This window comes from Paenibacillus beijingensis (genome assembly GCF_000961095.1).
Classification (GTDB): Bacteria; Bacillota; Bacilli; order Paenibacillales; family Paenibacillaceae; genus Paenibacillus_O; species Paenibacillus_O beijingensis.
On sequence record NZ_CP011058.1, the window covers coordinates 5362501 to 5382044 of the forward strand.

At 56.3% G+C, this 19544-nt stretch carries 17 protein-coding genes; 4 read left to right on the top strand and 13 right to left on the bottom strand.

Translation table 11 applies throughout. From position 1 onward, the window contains the following. Positions 1-21: 21 nt before the first annotated feature. The 12 genes from VN24_RS24215 to VN24_RS24270 form a co-directional block, all read right to left on the bottom strand. Positions 22-1029 (bottom strand): ubiquinol oxidase subunit II, encoded by a 1008-nt coding sequence (locus VN24_RS24215; RefSeq protein WP_052703133.1) that lies wholly within the window; start codon positions 1027-1029, stop codon positions 22-24. Between the two features lie 229 nt (positions 1030-1258). Then, entirely contained in the window at positions 1259-1501 is a 243-nt protein-coding gene (locus VN24_RS24220) for a hypothetical protein (RefSeq protein WP_052703134.1), read from the bottom strand. A 220-nt stretch (positions 1502-1721) separates the two neighbouring features. Further along, positions 1722-2375, bottom strand: a complete 654-nt coding sequence (locus VN24_RS24225) for a peptidylprolyl isomerase (RefSeq protein ID WP_045672512.1) — start codon at positions 2373-2375, stop codon at positions 1722-1724. A gap of 45 nt (positions 2376-2420) precedes the next feature. Next, positions 2421-5033 (bottom strand): penicillin-binding protein 1A, encoded by a 2613-nt coding sequence (locus VN24_RS24230; protein ID WP_082084116.1) that lies wholly within the window; start codon positions 5031-5033, stop codon positions 2421-2423. Positions 5034-5202: 169 nt separating this feature from the next. Then, the gene (hfq, locus tag VN24_RS24235) at positions 5203-5442 is read right to left on the bottom strand and encodes an RNA chaperone Hfq (RefSeq protein WP_045672513.1); all 240 of its coding nucleotides are present in this window, start codon (positions 5440-5442) and stop codon (positions 5203-5205) included. Positions 5443-5497: 55 nt separating this feature from the next. Beyond that, positions 5498-6454, bottom strand: coding sequence for a tRNA (adenosine(37)-N6)-dimethylallyltransferase MiaA (miaA, locus tag VN24_RS24240; protein WP_045673665.1), 957 nt, complete (start codon positions 6452-6454; stop codon positions 5498-5500). A gap of 55 nt (positions 6455-6509) precedes the next feature. Further along, complete coding sequence (locus tag VN24_RS24245) at positions 6510-7316, bottom strand: class I SAM-dependent methyltransferase (RefSeq protein ID WP_045672514.1); 807 nt, start codon at positions 7314-7316, stop codon at positions 6510-6512. Next, complete coding sequence (mutL, locus tag VN24_RS24250) at positions 7316-9466, bottom strand: DNA mismatch repair endonuclease MutL (RefSeq protein WP_045672515.1); 2151 nt, start codon at positions 9464-9466, stop codon at positions 7316-7318. Before mutL ends, VN24_RS24245 begins: the two co-directional genes overlap by 1 nt. A gap of 44 nt (positions 9467-9510) precedes the next feature. After that, on the bottom strand, positions 9511-12426 hold the full coding sequence (mutS, locus tag VN24_RS24255; protein WP_045672516.1) for a DNA mismatch repair protein MutS: 2916 nt from the start codon (positions 12424-12426) through the stop codon (positions 9511-9513). 164 nt (positions 12427-12590) lie between these two features. Next, positions 12591-14183, bottom strand: a complete 1593-nt coding sequence (locus VN24_RS24260; RefSeq protein WP_052703135.1) for a putative amidoligase domain-containing protein — start codon at positions 14181-14183, stop codon at positions 12591-12593. Positions 14184-14474: 291 nt separating this feature from the next. Continuing rightward, positions 14475-15041, bottom strand: a complete 567-nt coding sequence (locus VN24_RS24265) for an outer spore coat protein CotE (protein WP_045672517.1) — start codon at positions 15039-15041, stop codon at positions 14475-14477. 257 nt (positions 15042-15298) lie between these two features. Continuing rightward, the gene (locus VN24_RS24270) at positions 15299-16813 is read right to left on the bottom strand and encodes a carboxypeptidase M32 (protein WP_045672518.1); all 1515 of its coding nucleotides are present in this window, start codon (positions 16811-16813) and stop codon (positions 15299-15301) included. 220 nt (positions 16814-17033) lie between these two features. On the opposite strand from VN24_RS24270, the gene VN24_RS24275 reads away from it, so the two are divergent. Continuing rightward, a complete protein-coding gene (locus tag VN24_RS24275; protein WP_045672519.1) occupies positions 17034-17354 on the top strand; it encodes an iron-sulfur cluster biosynthesis family protein in 321 nt (106 codons plus the stop codon). 51 nt (positions 17355-17405) lie between these two features. Further along, positions 17406-17996 (top strand): beta-class carbonic anhydrase, encoded by a 591-nt coding sequence (locus VN24_RS24280; RefSeq protein ID WP_045672520.1) that lies wholly within the window; start codon positions 17406-17408, stop codon positions 17994-17996. A 107-nt stretch (positions 17997-18103) separates the two neighbouring features. Here VN24_RS24280 and VN24_RS24285 read toward each other — a convergent pair whose 3' ends face one another. Beyond that, a complete protein-coding gene (locus VN24_RS24285; protein WP_045672521.1) occupies positions 18104-18640 on the bottom strand; it encodes a DUF309 domain-containing protein in 537 nt (178 codons plus the stop codon). 171 nt (positions 18641-18811) lie between these two features. On the opposite strand from VN24_RS24285, the gene VN24_RS24290 reads away from it, so the two are divergent. Then, positions 18812-19234 (top strand): membrane protein, encoded by a 423-nt coding sequence (locus tag VN24_RS24290; protein WP_045672522.1) that lies wholly within the window; start codon positions 18812-18814, stop codon positions 19232-19234. 3 nt (positions 19235-19237) lie between these two features. Further along, on the top strand, positions 19238-19516 hold the full coding sequence (locus VN24_RS24295; protein ID WP_045672523.1) for a YxcD family protein: 279 nt from the start codon (positions 19238-19240) through the stop codon (positions 19514-19516). Positions 19517-19544: the final 28 nt, after the last annotated feature.

The window sequence follows — 19544 nt, forward strand, 5'->3', positions numbered from 1 at the left end:
CTTATATCCTCCCTGGCCCGCCTATTTGTGCATGTCCTTATCGGACATATCATGATTCATATTGGACATATCATGGTTGCCGTCCGCAGAGCCGCCCGAATGATCTGCGCCGTCCGAATCGGTTCCGTGAAGCGGGAACTGGCCGCGGATATCGAGTCCGTTGTTCGGATGATGGTGGCCTCCGTTCTTCAGGACGATTTGGGCAAACAAATTCTGATCCATCGACCCGAACGTCTGCTCGCCCATTGTGTTTTTCTCCGAAAGCTTCGCATAGGCGGCTTGATCAAGCGTCTGAGTGGACTTTTTCGATTCCGCAACCCAATTATTGAATTCACTTTCCGTTTGGGAAACAACATTGAACTGCATTCTTTCAAAATATTCGCCGGAAAAATTGGCGCCTTTGCCCGAGAATACGCCGGGCTCATCGGCTTGAACCCACATTCTCATCGCCATGCCGGGCATCGTGTACATCTGACCTGCGAGCTGCGGAACCCAGAAGGAGTTCATCGCGGCATCTGAAGTCATCACGAACTGAATCGGCACATCTTCGGGAATATGAAGGTAATTGACCGTTGCAATCCCTAGATCGGGGTATTGAAACAACCATTTCCAGTCCAAAGAGGTCACTTGAATCGTAATCGGCTCCGCCTTGGTGTCTTTAGGCGGCTCAACCAACGCATAAGTGGTCCGGACCGTGAAAAATCCAAGCAAAATAATGATGACGATCGGTATCCCCCACCAGATCGTTTCGAGCGTCGTGCTGTGCGACCAGTCCGGTTTGTACGGCGCTTTATTGCCGGGCTTGTCCCTGTAGCGCCAGACGATAAACGCGAACAATCCGATTACCGGAATGACGATAACCGCGCACAGGAGGATGGAAATCCAAATGAGGCTCTCGATTTCTGCTGCAACCGGTCCCTTTGAATCAAAAACGAGCAAATTGGCGTCACACCCCGTAAGTGCGGCCATTGCAATTACTCCCATCGCAATCGCTGCGATGTTCCGGAGCCGCTTGCGGGCTTTCCACATCAGGTTCATCTCCTTATCTTTGTCCAATCCTTGTTCCGGTTAACGATAAAATGTCCTTAATCAAGTTAACCATGTTCGGTGCATTTCAACCATCTTTCATAGCATACCAAAAAGGACGCTGTTCGGCGTCCCTTTTTACGAATCCGTCTCATTTTCGTACGATTTTCGTAATATTTTGTTCAACAAAAGTTTTGTTTTTTGCATTATTTTACCTGGTAAGCGTTTGCAATCAGCTGTTTGGGCTATTTTTGTCGTTTTTTGATCCATAATCTTCTGTAATACGGAACACCGCTTCGACAAGAAACAGCACCGGCGACGCGACCAGAAATCCAATTCCAATCATCAACCACGTATTGGTATCGCGAAACGGATTGCCGAAAAACAGACATAACAGCATACCGATCGCCACCGACGTCCAAGCGAACAGGCGAAGCATACGGCACATACGCTCATGCGTCCGGTTTGGTTTCACCTTCATCCCCCCTCGTTGATCGTGAGTCCGAATCCATCTGATACAGTATATTAAGGCGCGTCACAAATCGTTCACTTTTCATTCACTTTCAGGACACAATCAATTGACACAAACGGCGATGCCGCCGAATGAACGGCTAAGTTAAGGATACAAATCCGGTTTTCGAAAAAAAATAAGCCCGGACTGCGGTTTTGCCGCAGTCCGGACTAATTAGGCTAGCTTATTCGCTTTTGATGACGATGGAGTTGATTAGGACCTCTTCGGTCGGCTTGCTTTTGATTGTATTGCCCGGCCCCTCCTCAACGGGGGTTCCGGCAATATTTTTTACCGTCTCCATGCCGCTTTCAATGGTGCCGAAGATGGAGTATTTCGGCTCTTTATTCAAATTGTCCGCGTCGCTGCCGGTGCAAATAAAGAACTGGCTGCCGCCCGAATTGGGCTGGCCGGTGTTCGCCATCGCCACAATGCCTTCCTTGAACTTCAACTCCGTGTCGAATTCGTCCGGAATCGTATATCCCGGGCCGCCGGTGCCGTCTCCCTTAGGATCGCCGGTCTGTATCATGAAGTCATCGATAATGCGGTGAAACTTCAATCCGTTATAAAAATGATGCTGCGCCAGGAAAATGAAATTGTTCACCGTGATCGGGGCTTCTTTCGCAAACAGTTTGATCGTAAAGTCACCCTTCGTCGTGCTGACGTAAGCGACATACGATTTGTTCGGATTGACATTCAAATCCGGCATTTGACTGTAGACCGCTTTCGAGCCTCCGCTTTTGGCCAGTCCGGAAATTCTTTCTTGGCCGCATCCTGCAACGAGGATGGCAAGGATCGCAATCGAAACCGATACTATTGACATGGAGCGTCGTTTATCCATTTGTTGCTACCTTCTTTCTTTCCCCCTTGGCTCCCGTGTCAACGGTCAATTCGTTGACTCGCCCGCGGCGCCGGAATCGGTTGTATCCGGGACAGCCGTTTCGGCGCTCGGTACCGGCTCTACGCCGGTTTCGCCTTCTCCTTCAACGGGCGGAACGTCGGCAGGAGTCTCCGTACCGCCGTTTGTGCCCTGATCTCCATCGGCCGATCCGTTTCCGCTGTCGGCTCCGGTCGGACCGCCGCTGTCAGTGCCTTCGGAAAAGCCGCCTTCGCTGTCTTTCCCGTTTCCATTCCCGCCGTCTTTCCCTTTGCCATTGCCATTGCCTTTACCGTTCCCATTCCCGTTGCCGTCCGGGCCGGGGACCGGTTCAACCATATCCCCGCCGCCTCCGGCATCAGGAGGCAACGTTTCCGGATTCAACGTTTCGGCAGGAATTTCGAGGCGGACAGCGGACGATCGGTCGCTTTCCTTATCGTTTACGGAATTATAGGCGGTGACGTAATATTCGTACGTCATCCCCGGGGCAATGTTCATATCTTTAGCGTTATTGGTTGCAGAATCGATGATGCGCGAATAATCAGACTCACCGGAAGCCTTGCGGTATATCCGGTATGAGAGATTGTCGCCGTTCACCGTATCCCAGCTTAAATTCACCGCCGCTTGATCTTTATCGTAAGACGCGCTTAGACCTTGCACTGCGGACGGCTGGTCTTGGCTCTGATCCGGCCGGTCATCCGTTTGCGGCGATTTAAACCCGGTCTTCGGCACATCTTTCATCGCCTTTGACATCACTTCGGCAAACATGGCCGCCGCCTGCTTGCTGCTTTTCTTGAGCAGATGCTCCTTATCCGTTTTATCATACCCCATCCAAACGGCAGCCGTCCATTCCGGCGTGTACCCTACAAACCAGGCATCGCGGTTGTAGCTGGAACGAAGTCCGCTTATGCCGTGCTGTGTCGTCCCCGTCTTGCCTGCTACAGGGCGATCGATGGCCGCTCCGCTGCCCGTGCCTCCCCGGGAAACGACACCCTGCAAAATTTCCGTCATATAAGCGGCGCTCGACGGCTTCATGACCTGCTCGGATGATTTATCCTTGAACTCATATACCGTTTCGCCATTGTAGCCCACGATTTTCGAAATCGTATGAGCCTCCACCGATATTCCGTCATTGGCAAACGCGCTGTACGCCGTCGCCATTTGCAGCGGCGTCACCCCGTTCGTCAAACCGCCAAGCCCGATGGACAAATTCCGGTCGTTTTCCGAAAGCGGAATGCCAAGCCTTTCGGCAAATTCGACGCCTTTGTTAATGCCGATTTCGTTCAGCAGCCATACCGCGGAAGCGTTGCGCGATTCCTTGACCGACTGGCTCATCGACACGGGACCGATATATTTGATTCTGTTGGAATCCGTAGGGCAGTAATTGCCGTAGCATTTTTTATCGTCCCGCAGCGTCGACCACGGGAAATAATCGCCTGTGTCCAAGGCGGGCCCGTAGACGGTAATCGGCTTGAACGAAGACCCCGGCTGGCGCGGAACCGTTACCCGGTTGAGCCCCTTGCGCACATATCCGCGTCCGCCGAGCATCGCTTTGATGCCGCCCGTGCTGTGGTCCATAATAACCATCGCAGCCTGCTGCAGTTGGTCGTCCGGACTTTGTTCAAAATTGTCGTCGTCGGCAAATTCGTCTTCAACCGATTGCTGAGCGTTGGCGTTCAGCGTCGTATAGATTTTATACCCGCCGAGCTGAAGCTCGTCTTCGGTTAATCCGGTTTGCGCGATCGCCTCTTTCACCGCGTAATCGACGAAAGAAGGGAACTTGTTTTTTACCGTGCTTGTATTGTGATCAATCGGCTTGTAAACGACAGCCTTTGCTTCATCCATTTGCTGTTTCGTAATAATTCCCTGCTCATACATCAGCTGCAGCACGACCGCCCTGCGCTGCATCGAACGTTCGGGATCATCCTCCGGATTGTAGTAGTTGGGCGCCTTCGGAATGGCGGCGAGCGTGGCGATCTGCCACAGCTTCAAATCGTTCAGGCTGCTGTTGAAGTAATATTTTGCCGCCAGCTTCACGCCGTACATCCGGTTGCCGTAATAAATCCGGTTTAAATACATCGTCAATATTTCATCTTTCGTCAGCTTGTTCTCCAGCGCGACCGCAATGGAAGCTTCCGTCGCTTTGCGGAAAAACGTTTTGTCCCGGTTCAGGAACAAATTTCGCGCAAGCTGCTGGGTGATCGTGCTGGCCCCCTCAACCGCGCTGCGGGCGATGATGTCTTTGACGAGCGCGCGGCCGATACCGTACAGGTCGATGCCGGCATGCTCTTCGAACCGCTTATCCTCAGTTGCGATAACAGCTTGCTTAAGCAGCTCGGGAATTTCGGAATACTCGACGTTCTCGTAGTTTTCATTTGCCAAGCGGGCCACCTGATTGCCGCTCGTGTCATACACGATCGATGCCTCGGTCAGCTCCAGCTTGCTTTGGTTTTCGGCAAGAATGCGCTCCCCGTTCAAAATGATAAGCAAATATCCGATAATGCCGCACACGACCGCAAGCGCAGCCGTAAAAAACAAACCGTAAAACCATTTCTTTCCGCGGCTGCCTTTGCGAACTTTCTGGTTTCTCTTTTTCGATGCTCTTCTTGGTTGATCAGCCATGGTTGACTCCCTTCTTCTATATGTCGAACTCCTGATGACTCCATTTATAGTATTGCCCCGGAAAAAAAGAACAACCCTGCTGCACCAGCGGGCTGTTCGTTATTTCCGCTATCCAATTAAACGCGACATTCACCGATAAAGTTTCAAATGGTCCGTTTGTGCCGTCTCCTCAAGACTCCACGGGGCTGTCCTGCATAAGCGAAACGTTGCGTTGAGGCGTAAAAGTCGAGATGGCATGTTTGTACACCATTTGTTGACGGCCGTCCGTATCGATCACAATGGTGAAGTTGTCGAATGCTCGGATAACACCGCGGATTTGAAACCCGTTCGTCAGGTATACCGTAACCGGAATGCTGTCTTTGCGAAGCTGGTTTAAGAACGTATCCTGAATGTTGATTGATTTATTCATTTGCGTGTTACCCCCGTCGGAAAAATTGGAATTAGTAGTGTTATTCAAGACTCAGCTAAAACTTTCCTGCTATTATAGCATGAATCAGCTGTAATTTCTTGTCTAAATTTTGTTCCGCTTCAATCCAGTGAATATTGTCCATATGGCGAAACCAGGAGAGCTGGCGTTTGGCAAACCGACGGGTATCCCGCTTCAGCAGTGCGACAGACTCCTCCAAAGTCCGCTCCCCTTCCAAGTAGGGGATCATTTCTTTATATCCAAGCCCCTGCATGGCGACCGCGCTTGTTGATACGCCCGTGCGGAGCAATTCCTCGACTTCTTGCACCAACCCCTGTTCCAGCATAAGATCGACCCGCTGCTCGATGCGCCGGTACAGCTTGGCGCGATCCATCGCAAGACCGATAATACAAACTTCGTAGGGCGATTCTTTTTTTTGTCCGGCAAGATGGGCGGATTTCGTTTCTCCGGTCAGATGGTGGACCTCAAGCGCGCGAATAATCCGGCGGGTATCGTTCGGATGAAGCCTCTCGGCAGATTCGGGATCGACAGCACCAAGCTTTGCATGCAGCGCCTCGGGTCCGTACGTATCGGCGTAGCGCTGCTGCTCCTCGCGGAATGCCTCGTCCGCGCTCGCTTCGGAGAAGCGGTAACCGTAGCAGACCGATTCAATGTAAAGTCCCGTGCCTCCCACAATAAAAGGGAGATTGCCTCTTGCCGTTATATCAGCGATCAAAGAGGTGCACGCTTCCTGAAAATCCGCAGCGGAATAAGGCTCCTCCGGATCGCGGATATCAATCAGGTGATGCGGAATCCCCTGCCGCTGCTCTTCGGGAATTTTCGCAGTCCCAATATTCATACCCCGGTAAACCTGCATTGAATCGCCGGAAATAATTTCCGCATTCAGCGACTTGGCAAGCGTAAGGCTCAGTTCCGTCTTGCCGATGGCGGTCGGGCCGATCAGCACAAGCAGCCGGGGCTTATCTCCCGCGGCCTTGCGGTTTTCCGCAGCGATTCCTGCGGGGCGGACACCATTAAGCCCCGGGCCGCCGTTACGGCTGCTATTGTCATTAGGTGGGCTGCTTGCATTGCTTGGGTTCAATCATTATCACTCCATAACCGACAGCGGACGTTTTCTTGACGGGACAGCGCTCAAAGCCGAGCCGTTCAAATTCCGGGCTGTTGTTTTTTTCTTTAATAACCACTTTTTTGCGCGCCACCCGTACCGCTTGGGCGATTGTTTCAGGCGAAAGGGCCTCATGGTTAGCCAGAGCGCGAAGCGGCTCGAGCGCGCTCGATTCCGTCACCGGCTGGCGGAACATCGGGTCGAAATAAACGATATCGAAGCTGTTGTCGGGGAGTGATGTCAAATACGACGCATGATCGGCGCACACCATTTCGATGCGCCGCAGTGCCTCGTTCACATCGGGGAGCTCCGTCCGGTACGACTTCAGCCCTTCGCGGACGACGGCGCAAAGCACCGGTTCGCTCTCCAGCGCCGTCACTGCGCCTTCCGGGCCGGCGGCATAAGAAAACACGACAGCGTCCGAACCAAGACCCGCCGTGCAGTCCAGCACCGAATCGCCTGGGCGGCAACCCGACAGCTCCACAAGGGGATCGCGCTCTCCTTTGCGCAGCCGCTTGACGCGCACGTATGCCATGCTGGGGTGAAAATAGAGCGGCGTCTCCGATGCTTCGCGGTAATAACGGAGCTCGCCGCTTGTGACGACGAGCAGCTCCGCATCGCTATAGCGCTCGGACAGCTGCTTAAGCGTCCGGTTCCGACGCTCGACCAGCTTGCCTCCGAGCTCCCCGGCGAGCTCCGCAGCCTTAAGCCGGGCCGACGCCGACGGCTTTTCGGTTGTTGTTACAATCATTACATCACCCGCTTAAACATTTTTTCCAGTTGATAGGTTGATATATGGACGAGAATGGGGCGGCCGTGCGGGCACGTATACGGCTGGCTGCAGGCGGCGAGCCGCGCAAGCAGGAATTCCCCTTCTTCCCTGTTCATCCGGTCGTTCGCTTTAATCGACGCCTTGCACGAGCATAATATGGCCGATTTCTCGCGCAGCTTTGCAATGTCGACCGCTTTTTTTTCAGACAGCACCCATTCGACGATCTCGGCGATAACGGACTGTTCGTCGCCTTTCGGAAGCCATTCGGGGTGCGAGCGGACGAGAAACGCATTCGTGCCGAAAGGCTCGAGCTCGACTCCGGCCTCCGTCAGCAGCGGCAGCAGCTGGGTAAGATTTGCAGCCTCCGAGCTCGTATACTCGAGCGTAAACGGCACGATCAGCTGCTGGCTCGCAGCTAGGGGAGTGCCGAACTTGCGGTAATAATATTCATAGTTGATTCGCTCGTGCGCGGCATGCTGGTCGATCAAATACATGCCGTCCGCATTTTGCGCGATCAGATAGGTGCCGTGCAGCTGGCCGACCCATGACAATTCCGGAAAGTCGCCGGCGCCTTCGGTGGCGGTACCCGTTTCGGCCGCATAAGTGCCGGCAGCGCTGTCCGCGGAACGGACGGCAGCACTGTCTTCGGAGGGGACCGCAGCACTGTCGCCGGAGAAGATCGCGGCACCGTCGTCGGAGAGGATCGCAGAGCTGTCCGCGGCGTTCTTTTTTTCGTCCGCATCGGGATAAGGCGCAGCCTGCAGCGGCGAAGCGGCGGCGCTTGCCGCCGCAGTTTCCGCTGCGACGGTTTCCGCATTTGCGTCTGCTGCCCGGGCCGGCAACCGTCCCGCCGTCCAATCGGCGCCCGCTTCCCGGAAGAGCGCCCCTTCCGGTTGCACCCGCCCGTAGAGCCGCTCCGCGGCGTCGCGGGGAATCGGCGGCGAAGCCGGCGCATCGTCCCTGCGGTCGTTCCGGTAACCTTTTGGCGCCCAGCCCGGCTCTGCCGGCTTGCGGCCGGTGCCTCCCGCATTTGCCCGGTCCGGGGCAAACGCGGATTCCGGCCGGTGAAAGCGGATCTCTTCCTGCTTAAATACCGGCTTGGAATTTTCCGCGCGTCCTGCATCCGGGCCGGGGATATGGCGCCTTTTGCCTAGCGCTTCCCCTGCGACGTGCTCGACGAACTCCCGCAGCTCCGCCTCTTTGCTGAAGCGCACCTCCAGCTTGGACGGATGAACGTTTACGTCGACCAGCCCCGGATGCATGCCGATTTCCAGCACGGCCAAAGGAAACCGGTTAATCGGCAGCAGCGTATGATAAGCCTGGAGCAGCGCCTGCTGCACCGCATAACTGCGTATGTATCGCCCGTTCACAATCGTCGTGATCCCGTTGCGGTTCGCCCGTGTAAGCTCCGGCTTGGATATGAATCCTTGCAGATCGTAATCCGGGTGGTCGCCCTGGACCGGTATCATCGCTTTGGCCGTATTCGTTCCGTAGACGGCCGCGATCACCTGCAGACGGTCGCCGTCTCCGCGCGTGCGCAGCAGCGAACCGCCGTTGTGGGTGAGCGAAAAAGCGATGCCCGGGTGCGCCAGCGCAATCCGGTACACATAGTCCGATATATGCCCCAGCTCGGTCTGGATCGATTTCATATATTTCAGCCGGGCGGGGGTGTTGAAGAAGAGATCGCTGACGCTCATGTCCGTCCCTTGCGAGGCGCCTGCATGCTCGTCGGCGGTCAGCTTGCCGCCTTCCATCCGGATCAGCCGCCCGAGTCCGCTGTCTTCGGCCGATGAGACGCAGCTTACGCGCGCCACCGCCGCGATACTTGGCAGCGCCTCTCCTCTAAAGCCGAGACTTGCGATCCGGAACAAATCGCGGTCGGATTGAATTTTGCTCGTTGCATGCCTGCTAAAGGCGATCTCCATATCTTCATGCTGAATGCCCGAGCCGTTGTCCGTCACCCGGATCAGCTGCAGACCGCCTTCCTCTACGGCAATGTCAATTGTCGTCGCCCCCGCGTCAACCGCGTTTTCCACCAGCTCCTTCACGACCGATGCCGGCCTTTCGACCACTTCGCCGGCCGCAATCTGGTTAGCCAGCTGCTCGTCCAGCACCCGAATGATGCCCATCTTCATTTCCCTCCTCCCGGCTTTGCGCAAACCGTATTATTCCATTATTCCGCCAGCTTCGATTTCATATCGCTCAGCCACTGAATCGCCTGCAGCGGCGTCATATTCAGCAGATCGAGCTTGCGCAGCCCTTCCGCGAGCTGCTCGGCTTTGGCGCTGCCCCTCCGCTTCGAAACCGAAAGCTCCGTCAGCGCCGGATCGTCAAAAATCGAAAGCTGCACAATCTCTCCGCTGCGTTCGGCGCCGGCGGCAGCCGCAGTCTCTTTCATCGCATACGATTCCGGGCCAGCCGCCGTTTCTTTTATCGCGGACGTTTCCGTAGCGGCGGTTCGGTCAGCGGCGATGGCCTGCGCGAGCTGCGGATCCCGGCTATATCCCGGCTCATATGCATCGTGCGAACCGGATTTCCCGCTGGCAGCCGTGGCTGCGTCCTCCGCTGCGGCCGAAGCTTCCCGGGCCGCGCTTCCCTGCAGCAGCGCCCCGCTTGCCGCACCCGCATAAGCAGGCTGCTTTCGGGCTGCCGTCTCTCCGTCCGTACCTTCCGCCTCGTCAATCGCGGCATCGGAAGCATGTCCCGCGTTAGCGTCCTCCAGCAGCTCGTACGCCCGGTCGATAATCCGCTCGGGCAGGCCGGCGAGGCGCGCGCAATAGATGCCGTAGCTGGTGCTTGCCGCACCCGGAACAAGACGCCGCAGAAACGTCACGTCGCCGTCGCTCTCGCGCACCGCCATGCAGGCGTTGCGCAGCTTCGGCAGCGTTTCTTCCAAATGAGCCAATTCGTGAAAATGGGTCGATACGAGCGCCTTGCATCCGATCCGGTGATGAACGTATTCGATCACCGCCTGCGCAATTGACATTCCTTCCGCCGTGGAGGTGCCGCGGCCGAGCTCGTCGATAATGACGAGGCTGCGCGGCGTCGCCTTGGAAGTCATAATCTGGATATCTTTCATTTCGACCATAAACGTGCTCTGCCCGCCGATCAAGTCGTCCGCCGCCCCGATGCGCGTGAAAATCCGGTCGAGCAGCGGGACAACGGCGGATTTGGCCGGCACAAAACAGCCGATCTGCGCCATGATGCAAATGAGCGCGACCTGCCGCATATAAGTGCTCTTGCCAGCCATGTTCGGGCCGGTAATGAGCAGCATCGAAGCTTCTTCCGCGGTCAGCGCCGTTCCGTTCGCAATAAACGGCTTCCCTTCCATGACCGCTTCGACGACCGGGTGCCGCCCCTGCTCCACGATCAGATCGTAACCGTCCGTCAGCTGCGGCTTCACGTACCGCCGCTCCGCGCTGACCGTCGCCAGCGACTGCAGCGCGTCCAGCGTCGCGATCATCTCCGCCAGCTTCTGCAAACGGTGCAGCTGCGAGGCCAGATGATCCCTCAGCTCCATAAAAATGCGGTATTCCACGTCGACCATTTTTTCTTCGGCTTCCAGAATCAGGCGCTCTTTCTCCTTCAGCTCCGGCGTAACGAACCGCTCGGCGTTCGCGAGCGTCTGCTTCCGTTCGTAGCGGCCTTCGGGCAGCAGCGACAGGTTCGCCTTCGACACTTCCAAGAAATAGCCGAATACTTTGTTATAGCCGATTTTGAGCGATTTGATGCCGGTCGCTTCCCGCTCCCGGCGTTCCAGGTCGGCCAGCCACTTTTTGCCGTCCGTGCTCGCCCCGCGCAGACGGTCGAGATACTCGTCATAACCCGAGCGAATCAGTCCGCCGTCGCGGACGGAAACCGGGGGATCGTCGATGACGACCGTTTCAATCGTATCCGCCAAATCGCGGCAATCGTCAATACGCGCAACGAGCGCCGCCAGCGTCGCCGAGCCCGACACGGCGCATAGCTCGCGCAGCGCCGGCACGTGACGCAGCGACTGCTTGAGCGCGTTCAAATCCCGTCCGTTCGCCGAGCCGAAGGCGACCCGCCCGACAAGCCGTTCCAAATCGTAAATGCCGTCCAGCTCCCGCCGGACATCTTCGCGCAAAATCAAATCGGAGCAAAGCTTGTCCACCGCTTCGAGCCGCTTCTCCACCGGATCCCGGCTGAGCAGCGGCTTGTCGATCCAGCGCCGCAGCAGCCGCGCGCCCATCGACGTTTCCGTCTTATCGAGCAGCCACAGCAGCGAGCCTTTCTTCGAACGGCTCTGCACCGTTTCCGTCAGCTCCAGATTGCGCCGCGTAAACGGGTCCAGCACGAGATAATGGCTCGGTTCATAGCTGCGGACGGAGCGGACGTGGGCGAGCGATCTTTTTTGCGTCTCGTCCAAGTAAGCGAGCAGGAGAGCGACCGCCTTCACGCGGATTGCCGCCAAACCGCTCAGCTGATCTTCCGAGAAATGTGCCTCCAGACGGTCTTTGTCCATCGGAGCGCGCTCGGACAGCAGCACCAGACGGTTCCAGGACGCGGTCCGGTTCCGCAGCTGCTCCGTCATCGCGGCTTCCGTCACAATTTCCGCCGGGTGATACACGCCCAGTTCATCGACAAGCGGGTCAAAGCTTTCTTCGCACGACGTCACATACAGCTCGCCCGTCGTCAAATCGCAGGCGGCAATCGCATAGGATGCGCCCTCCGCGGCGGCCGATACGATAAAGTTGTTCGCCTCATCCGTCAGCGACTTGCTTTCCATGACCGTGCCCGGCGTAACGACGCGCACGATTTCGCGGCGCACGACGCCTTTGGCCGCCGCCGGATCCTCCACCTGCTCGCAGATGGCGACTTTATATCCTTTTTCGATCAGCCGCGCGATATAGTTGTCGGCCGAATGGTAGGGAACGCCGCACATCGGAATTTTTTCCTCCGCGCCTCCGGCTCTGCCGGTCAGCGTAATATCGAGCTCGCGGGCGGCTAAAACCGCATCCTGAAAAAACAGCTCGTAAAAATCGCCAAGGCGGAAAAACAGAAAGGCGTCCTTCGCTTCCTCCTTGACGGCAAGATATTGTTCTATCATCGGGGTATAACTAGCCATGCCGCCCCTCCTATTAATCGATTGGTCTCGTTATCGAAGCGGCCGCACAGGCGGCCATTCCGTGTTCGCACTCTTTAAACATCAGATAGTTATTATATCAGAAACAGCCGCCGCGGTGTAACCGTTTGACTGTCGCGGGCAGTGCAAACCGCGAACTCGCCGGTTCATCGCTCCGCTCCCTCTGCAGCCAGCGGTCCTGCCGGTTTCCGCAGCCGCCATTTGTCCCTAATATCGACCGTTTCATCCCAGCTCCCCCCCTGCCGCAGCGCCCGCAGAAACGGATCGATCCATACGGCGTAGCGGCTGTAGGAAGGCGCGGAGCGGATTTCGCGCTCCAGTCCGTCCAAACAGCCCCGCAGCGCCGGGACATTGCCCGCATAGTAGGCTTCCGCAAACGGCTCGTCAAGCGACGGAAAAAAACGGAGCGTCCACATGTCCTCCGCCGCCAGCAAAGCAAACGCGAAAGCGGCTTTGGCGGCTACCGGCGATACGAGCCAGCTCGGAAGCGTACGGTACTCGAAGCCGCCGTGCGGCTGCATGCGGAAGTCGCCGAGCATGCCGTACCGCGGCCGCCGCGCCCGGCCGCGCGGGTCTTCCGCCATCGCAAGCGGCAGCGCGACGTAGCTGTCCAGCGCCCGCAGCAATCGCGACGACAGCCATACGCCGCTTAAATGCAAGTGGCCTCCCAGCGCAAGGCCGGGCACCGGCATCGCCCCGGCAAGCATCCGCAGCGGCGCTTCCCCCATCAGCGCCGCCGCCTGTCCAAGCAGGCGGCGCACATTTGCCGCCAGCCGCTGCGGATTGTCGGCCGGCTCCGGGCGAAGCTCCGCAACCGGATGAACGAGCCGCCGTCGCGAAAGCACGACGTCGCTTCCGACCGGACTGCCCAATCCGCCAAGACGGGCAGCCGAAGCGATCCGGCCGTCCGCCTTAAGCAGCACAAACTCGGGGTCGGCCCCGAGCAGCACGCCTCCTCCGCTCCCGGAAACGGCGCCGCTGCTGCAGGCGCTGCGGTAATCATCGGCGAATTTACGCAGCGCGTCCAGAATGACGTCCGTTTCCAAATCAAACTCCCCGTCCGGACGGCCTTCGGCTCCCGGCAGGCGAAACTGCCGCACAAAGATTCGGTCGTTGTCGTCCATATCCAAGTCGACTGAAGCGGCGTCCAGTCCGAGCGCATAAACGGCGCTGACCGCAGCCGCGCCAAGCCGCCGCAGCAGCGGAGACTTCGCCGCATTGCCGCCGCCTTGCAGGCGGATCCCCCTTCCGGCGTCAACATCGGGCGTCCAGCCGCTCCCGGGCGTCATCGTCCGCGAGGTGAAACCGCCCAATAAACGCCGGATATGTACCGCCTCAAGATGAAATACGGCGACCCGGTACCTGCGGACGTCCGCCGGCGGCCGTTCGGGGGCCGCCATGCCGCAGCGGCGAAGACGCCGCCTCCATTCCGTCTCCGGCAGCGATGCGGCGGAAGCCGCCCCCGCGTTCAAAATCCATAGAGCCGCCGGCCGCTCTCCTCCAGGAGGGTTCGGCGCTTCGGCCGCGAAGCCGGCTGCAGCGCGGCTGCCCCCTGCATCATCGCGGTTAGCAGCATTTCTCCAGCAAGCCGGAAGGGGGGCGGCTCCCCATACGAACACCGCATCGCGGCCATCCGGCCATCCGTCCGCACCCGCCTCGGGCAGACCGGCACATATCGCCGGATTGGACCGGTACACGCCGCTGCCGCCCCCATCCCACAGCCACGTTGATCCGGACATCGCTTAAGTCACCGCCCCTTCTTCATGTTCATTGTCGCTCCATTTTACGAATAACAAATTTTGCTGCCTAAACGAAGTCATTGAAAAAGCGTCATCACTTCTTTCATATTTTCCAAGCAGAAACGGCTATCGCCTTCCCATTTTATGGGAGAGCTTCGTTTCGCATATATAATATCAGAAAAGGATAAAGCAAAATTTTTTTTGATATTTAAAAAAAAGAGGGCTTTCGCCCTCGAATCTGCTCCCGCAGCCGCATAACATACCGTATGAAACGCAGCCGCAGATACCGGATTACAGCTCGTCGTCCAGCAGATCCGGATCCAGATCGTCGAAATCGCTGCTCTCGCCGTAACTGTATTTGCCGTCTTTGCCGTCCAGGTCGTCGCAACCGCCCGGGATGACAGCGACGCAAACTTTCGTTTCGGCAACCATTTCCACCGAAAATTCCCGTTCCACCCGTACGGCGACCGATTGTCCGTTCGCAGAAACATTGGCTTCGATACAGTTCGGCTCCTGCGTGGAATCCGCAGACACTTCTTCCGTGGAAGCACGATGCTTCGGATCCACATAAGAAAGCGGAACATTTTCCACATAGGAAACCGTTTCCTTGGCGACGTCCGTTTGGGAGTTTTTGTTATACGAATACCAAATGTTGATATCGTAAGATCCGATAACCTCGACGCCGTCCCCCGACCGAACCGCTTCATACTGGTGGTTGATTACCCATGCTCCCAGAATGCTGGTGGGGCGGTGAGGGGGCGTTACGGTATGGGTTACCGTCGAAAACTTACGACCTTTGCCGCAGACAGCTTTCGTTATTATCTCTCTAGCTTGAAGCTGTTTATCTGCAAATGTCATTGCTTTACCTCCTCCATACAATCATTCAATTAAAGTGTATGCAGGACATTCGTCTAGGGTGACTGTTTCTTTCCCGGGACGCAACGAATTTTTCCCTTTCTACTCTATGAGCGGCGCCGGACAGAAATGCCTCTTCTTTTTCCCGTTCGTTCGCTTGCTTCCATCCGCTTTGGCGGCCCTCTTCCAACATAAAGAAGCTCATCTAACGCCAAATGACGGCGCAGATGAGCTTTGAGCTGCTGCTTGCGGGCGGCTTCTTAGATTCGGTAGATATCTTTGTATTTCTTCTCCAGATAGGCGACCAAATAAGCCGAATCCAGCGGCTTGCCGCTGATGCCCTCGATAATTTCCGAAGGCGTGCGCAGCTTCCCGTATTGGTATACTTTGCCGGTAAGCCATTCCTTGAGCGGCTGCAGCTCCCCCGATCCGACCAACTCCCACATGCCGGGCAGCTCCTTTTCCATCGCAACCGTCATTTGCGCCGCGTACATATTTCCGAGCGAGTACGACGGGAAATAACCGAATGCCCCGCCCGACCAGTGCACATCCTGCAGCACGCCTTCTCTGTTGTTTGCGGGAACGATGCCGAGATAGTCGCGATACTTGTCATTCCATATGGCGGGCAGGTCGGCCGCTTTCACCCCATCGTTAAATATCATCTTTTCGATTTCATAGCGGATCATGATATGAAGATTATACGTAAGCTCATCCGCTTCAATCCGGATCAGCCCCGGCTCGACGACGTTGATCGCCCGGTAAAACCGCTCGGCGTCTACGTCCAGCCTCCCCGGAAAGCGCTGCTGCAGCTCGCTCAAATAACGCTCCCAGAACGGACGGCTGCGGCCGATCACATTTTCCCAGAAACGCGACTGCGATTCGTGGATTCCCATCGACGTGCCGCCGCACAGCGTCGTGCCGATCAGCTCGGGGCGTATATTTTGCTCGTACAGGGCGTGGCCGCCCTCGTGAATCGTCCCGAACAGCGCGCTCATGACGTCATTCTCCAAATAGCGGGTCGTAATGCGGACGTCGCCGGGACTCAGCCCCGTCGCAAACGGATGGACGCTCTCGTCGAGTCTGCCCGCGCCGAAATCGAACCCCATCTGCTCCAGAATGTACAAGCTGAACGATTTTTGCGCCTGTTTGTCGTATGTTTGCCGCAAAAAGCCGGTATCTGGACGGTGGGCGCTTTCCGCTATGGCGGCCGCCAGCGGCACAAGCTTCTCCCTTAAGCCGCCGAATACGACATCGAGCTTGGCGGTCGTCATGCCGGGCTCGTACAGGTCCAGCAGCGTATCGTAGCGGGTATCGCCCGCCCCCCACAAATCGATAAACTGATTTGTATAATGAATGATTTTATCCAAGTAAGGCTGAAAACCGTCATAATCCCCGGACGCCTTCGCTTCCTCCCAAGCCGACTCCGACTGGGACGTGAGCACGACATATTCCTGGTACAGCTTCGGCGGAATTTTGACGCTGCGGTCATAATCTTTGCGTGTCTCCTGCACCAGTCTGCGGTCGATTTCCCCGAGCCGTCCGAATTGCTCCGGTTCCTCGAGAGCGGCAAGCAGTCCGCCCAGCTCCTCCGAGGTGGACAGCTTGAACTTGTCGGCCGAAAGCGTGCCGATTACTTCCGAGCGGGTGTCCGCCCCTTTGCGCGGCGCTCCTGTCCGAAGATCCCAATAAAGTACGTTGAGCGCCTCGTCATAACGGCTGATTTTGCGGATCGTATCTTTGAAATGCTGAAGGTTCACGCTGCCGGTTTCCGTCATTTTGCCTCTCCGCCTTTCCAAAGTGATTATTTTCCAATTGCGGCTTCCACTTGATCATACTTTTTGGAACTACTATAATCAACCATAACAAGCCGGTTCGGACCGGACTTGACGAATTAAAGTGCGAGAATTAGGGTAATAAACGTTATAGTGCAATTCGGAGCTAACGGTTATGTTTGGAACATATGTTCGGTATTTTGAACCTTAAGGGGGTTTTACCATGCATATTACGTTCACGGATTCGGCGGTCGATCAATTGAAGCCGCACCTGCAGGACGGAGAGCGCTCTCTGAAGCTGCTTTACGATACGGAAGGCTGCGGCTGCGTCGTAAGCGGCGTCCCGGCGCTGATGCTCGTCCAGGAAGGCGAGAAGGACGACGTTCGCGGGCAAGGCGACCCGTTCGAGGTGTTATATCAGCCGAGATACGAAGTTTTTTTCGAACCGAAGCTGACAATCGACTACAGCCCGCAGCGCCGTTCGTTCACGCTGAAAAGCGACAATCAAATTTATACGAACGAATTGCGGTTTATGCGGACTTAAATCGTTTCTTGAATATCTTCTAGCGATCATCATATTTTAGGAGGTCCGAAATTGAACAGACTGGAACAAATTCTGGATTTTAACAAGAAATTCGTCGAGGAAAAACAATACGAGGCTTACCTTACCGGCAAATTCCCCGATAAGAAGATGGTCATCGTCACCTGTATGGACACGCGCCTGACCGAGCTTCTGCCCAAAGCGCTGAACCTGCGCAACGGCGACGTCAAAATCATTAAAAACGCGGGCGCGATCGTCACGCAGCCGTTCGGCAACATTATGCGCAGCATTTTGGTGGCCGTCTACGAGCTCAATGCCGACGAAGTGATCATTATCGGCCACTACGAATGCGGAATGACGGGGATGAACCCGGAGCGCACGGTCAACAAAATGGTTGAACGGGGCGTTTCCGAGCAGACGATTTCAACGATCCAAAATTCCGGCATGAGCCTGATGCGCTGGCTGCGCGGCTTCGACAATGTGAAAGAAAGCGTCGAAAACAGTGTCAATATCGTCCGCAACCACCCGCTGCTGCCGGTCGACGTTCCGGTGCACGGCATGATTATCCATCCGGAGACCGGCCAGCTGGATCTTGTCGTGGAAGGGTATGAGGAGCAGAAAAAGAGAGCCTCCCTTACGAAGTAAGGTTACTGCAAATTTGATACGTCTCACACATGCAAAAAACGGACACGCCTTAACCGGCGCGCCCTTTTTTTTTATTTCCACCGCAGCCCCGGCAGCCCGGTCACGGCTTAACATTTTCTCCTTAACGCGTTCTTCGCTTCAAGCGACTTTCGTCTCGCCTCCAGAACCGCGCTCCGGTCGCGCAGCTTATGCCGGTGTACCACTTCCTCCACCGGGATTGTCACCCCTGCATCCCAATTAAGTCCGAGCCGCCGGCAGGCGCTGCGGCAGCGCTCCTCAAGCTCCGAATTGGCGATCGGCATGCTCCACGGCCGGTACGGCAGCGGCTCGCCGCGTTCCAGCGCGCCGGCGATGTCGTTCACGGCGGGCAGCAGTACGCCTCCGTCCAATCCGGCTTCGGCCAAATTTGCCGGACTCAGGCGAAGCAGCGCCTGGCGGTATATTTTGTATGCCCCCCTTACGTTGCCTCTGCGGTGATGATATTGTCCGACTGCAAGCTGTATAAGACCGACCCATAACCGGGATTTCCCGTCGGCCGGATGATCCTTCCAATACTCTTCCAGCAATTCATGACATTCGAAATAGTCTCGAGTAACGTGGAATTCCACTAAATAAGCGACATAAGCGTCGGGATAAACGTTCATTTTCTCCTCCTGGAAATTGATGCGCAGGCATTGCGCGCGAAGCATTCCCCGTTGTAATATTAGCCCGATCCGGGAAAATAATAATATTGAAACCTTTGTTCATCTTAGTCGTATTACTGCATATTGGCAACGATTTATTGTTTGCACAAGAACCAGGAGGGGAAGTAAAGGATGAAAAAAGGATTGCTGATGTTGATTGCATTTACGGTGTTTTTTGCGTTTACGGCTGCAAACGCCGCCGACGCAAAGCCGCGCGGAGGACTGAAATCTCCTAAGCAAAGCTTCACGTCGACGCCAAGCAAGTCAAGCGACACGGGCAGCGCCAGCTCCGGCACGAAGAGCGGCAGCACGGCCGCATCCGGCGCAAACACCAAGCCAGGATTTTTCAGCGGCGGCAGCCTGATGAAAGGTCTTATGATCGGCGGACTGGCCGGCCTGCTGTTCGGCAGCATGTTTGGCGGAATGGGCTTTTTCGGCAACTTCTTGGGATTGATCGTTAATCTGCTCGCGCTGTTCGTGCTGTTCGCCGCGATCCGTTCCGTTTTCGTTTACTTCCGGAACCGCCGCAAAGCGGACCAGCGGAGACCATATTAAACAATGCGGATCTACACCGATGAAATTATTAACGCCATCTGCCTGAATATCGCCGATCGCAAAGGAGTGTCGCCTTCCGATGTGGAGGCCCAGCTCTCCTGGGACGAAGAGTACGGGTTCACGGCTGAAGTATGGGTACAGGGAAGATCTCAATATTTGGTTGAAGCGAACCTGCTCGAAGCAATCGAGCAATATATGTACAAACAATACGGGAAGCGGGTATTCCGCTCCCAAATTACGCTAGACGCGGATGAAGATTTTTGGGCGGATATCGCCGAATAAATGAAGAAGGGCCTGTCCTCGAGATCGC

What these genes read in the sequence shown, in the direction of transcription:
- VN24_RS24215 (WP_052703133.1), bottom strand. Translation starts at nt 1,029, where the DNA reads ATGTGGAAAGCCCGCAAGCGGCTCCGGAACATCGCAGCGATTGCGATG.
- VN24_RS24225 (WP_045672512.1), bottom strand. Translation starts at nt 2,375, where the DNA reads ATGGATAAACGACGCTCCATGTCAATAGTATCGGTTTCGATTGCGATC.
- VN24_RS24230 (WP_082084116.1), bottom strand. Translation starts at nt 5,033, where the DNA reads ATGGCTGATCAACCAAGAAGAGCATCGAAAAAGAGAAACCAGAAAGTT.
- hfq (WP_045672513.1), bottom strand. Translation starts at nt 5,442, where the DNA reads ATGAATAAATCAATCAACATTCAGGATACGTTCTTAAACCAGCTTCGC.
- VN24_RS24245 (WP_045672514.1), bottom strand. Translation starts at nt 7,316, where the DNA reads ATGATTGTAACAACAACCGAAAAGCCGTCGGCGTCGGCCCGGCTTAAG.
- mutL (WP_045672515.1), bottom strand. Translation starts at nt 9,466, where the DNA reads ATGGGCATCATTCGGGTGCTGGACGAGCAGCTGGCTAACCAGATTGCG.
- mutS (WP_045672516.1), bottom strand. Translation starts at nt 12,426, where the DNA reads ATGGCTAGTTATACCCCGATGATAGAACAATATCTTGCCGTCAAGGAG.
- VN24_RS24260 (WP_052703135.1), bottom strand. Translation starts at nt 14,183, where the DNA reads ATGTCCGGATCAACGTGGCTGTGGGATGGGGGCGGCAGCGGCGTGTAC.
- VN24_RS24265 (WP_045672517.1), bottom strand. Translation starts at nt 15,041, where the DNA reads ATGACATTTGCAGATAAACAGCTTCAAGCTAGAGAGATAATAACGAAA.
- VN24_RS24270 (WP_045672518.1), bottom strand. Translation starts at nt 16,813, where the DNA reads ATGACGGAAACCGGCAGCGTGAACCTTCAGCATTTCAAAGATACGATC.
- VN24_RS24275 (WP_045672519.1), top strand. Translation starts at nt 17,034, where the DNA reads ATGCATATTACGTTCACGGATTCGGCGGTCGATCAATTGAAGCCGCAC.
- VN24_RS24285 (WP_045672521.1), bottom strand. Translation starts at nt 18,640, where the DNA reads ATGAACGTTTATCCCGACGCTTATGTCGCTTATTTAGTGGAATTCCAC.
- VN24_RS24290 (WP_045672522.1), top strand. Translation starts at nt 18,812, where the DNA reads ATGAAAAAAGGATTGCTGATGTTGATTGCATTTACGGTGTTTTTTGCG.
- VN24_RS24295 (WP_045672523.1), top strand. Translation starts at nt 19,238, where the DNA reads ATGCGGATCTACACCGATGAAATTATTAACGCCATCTGCCTGAATATC.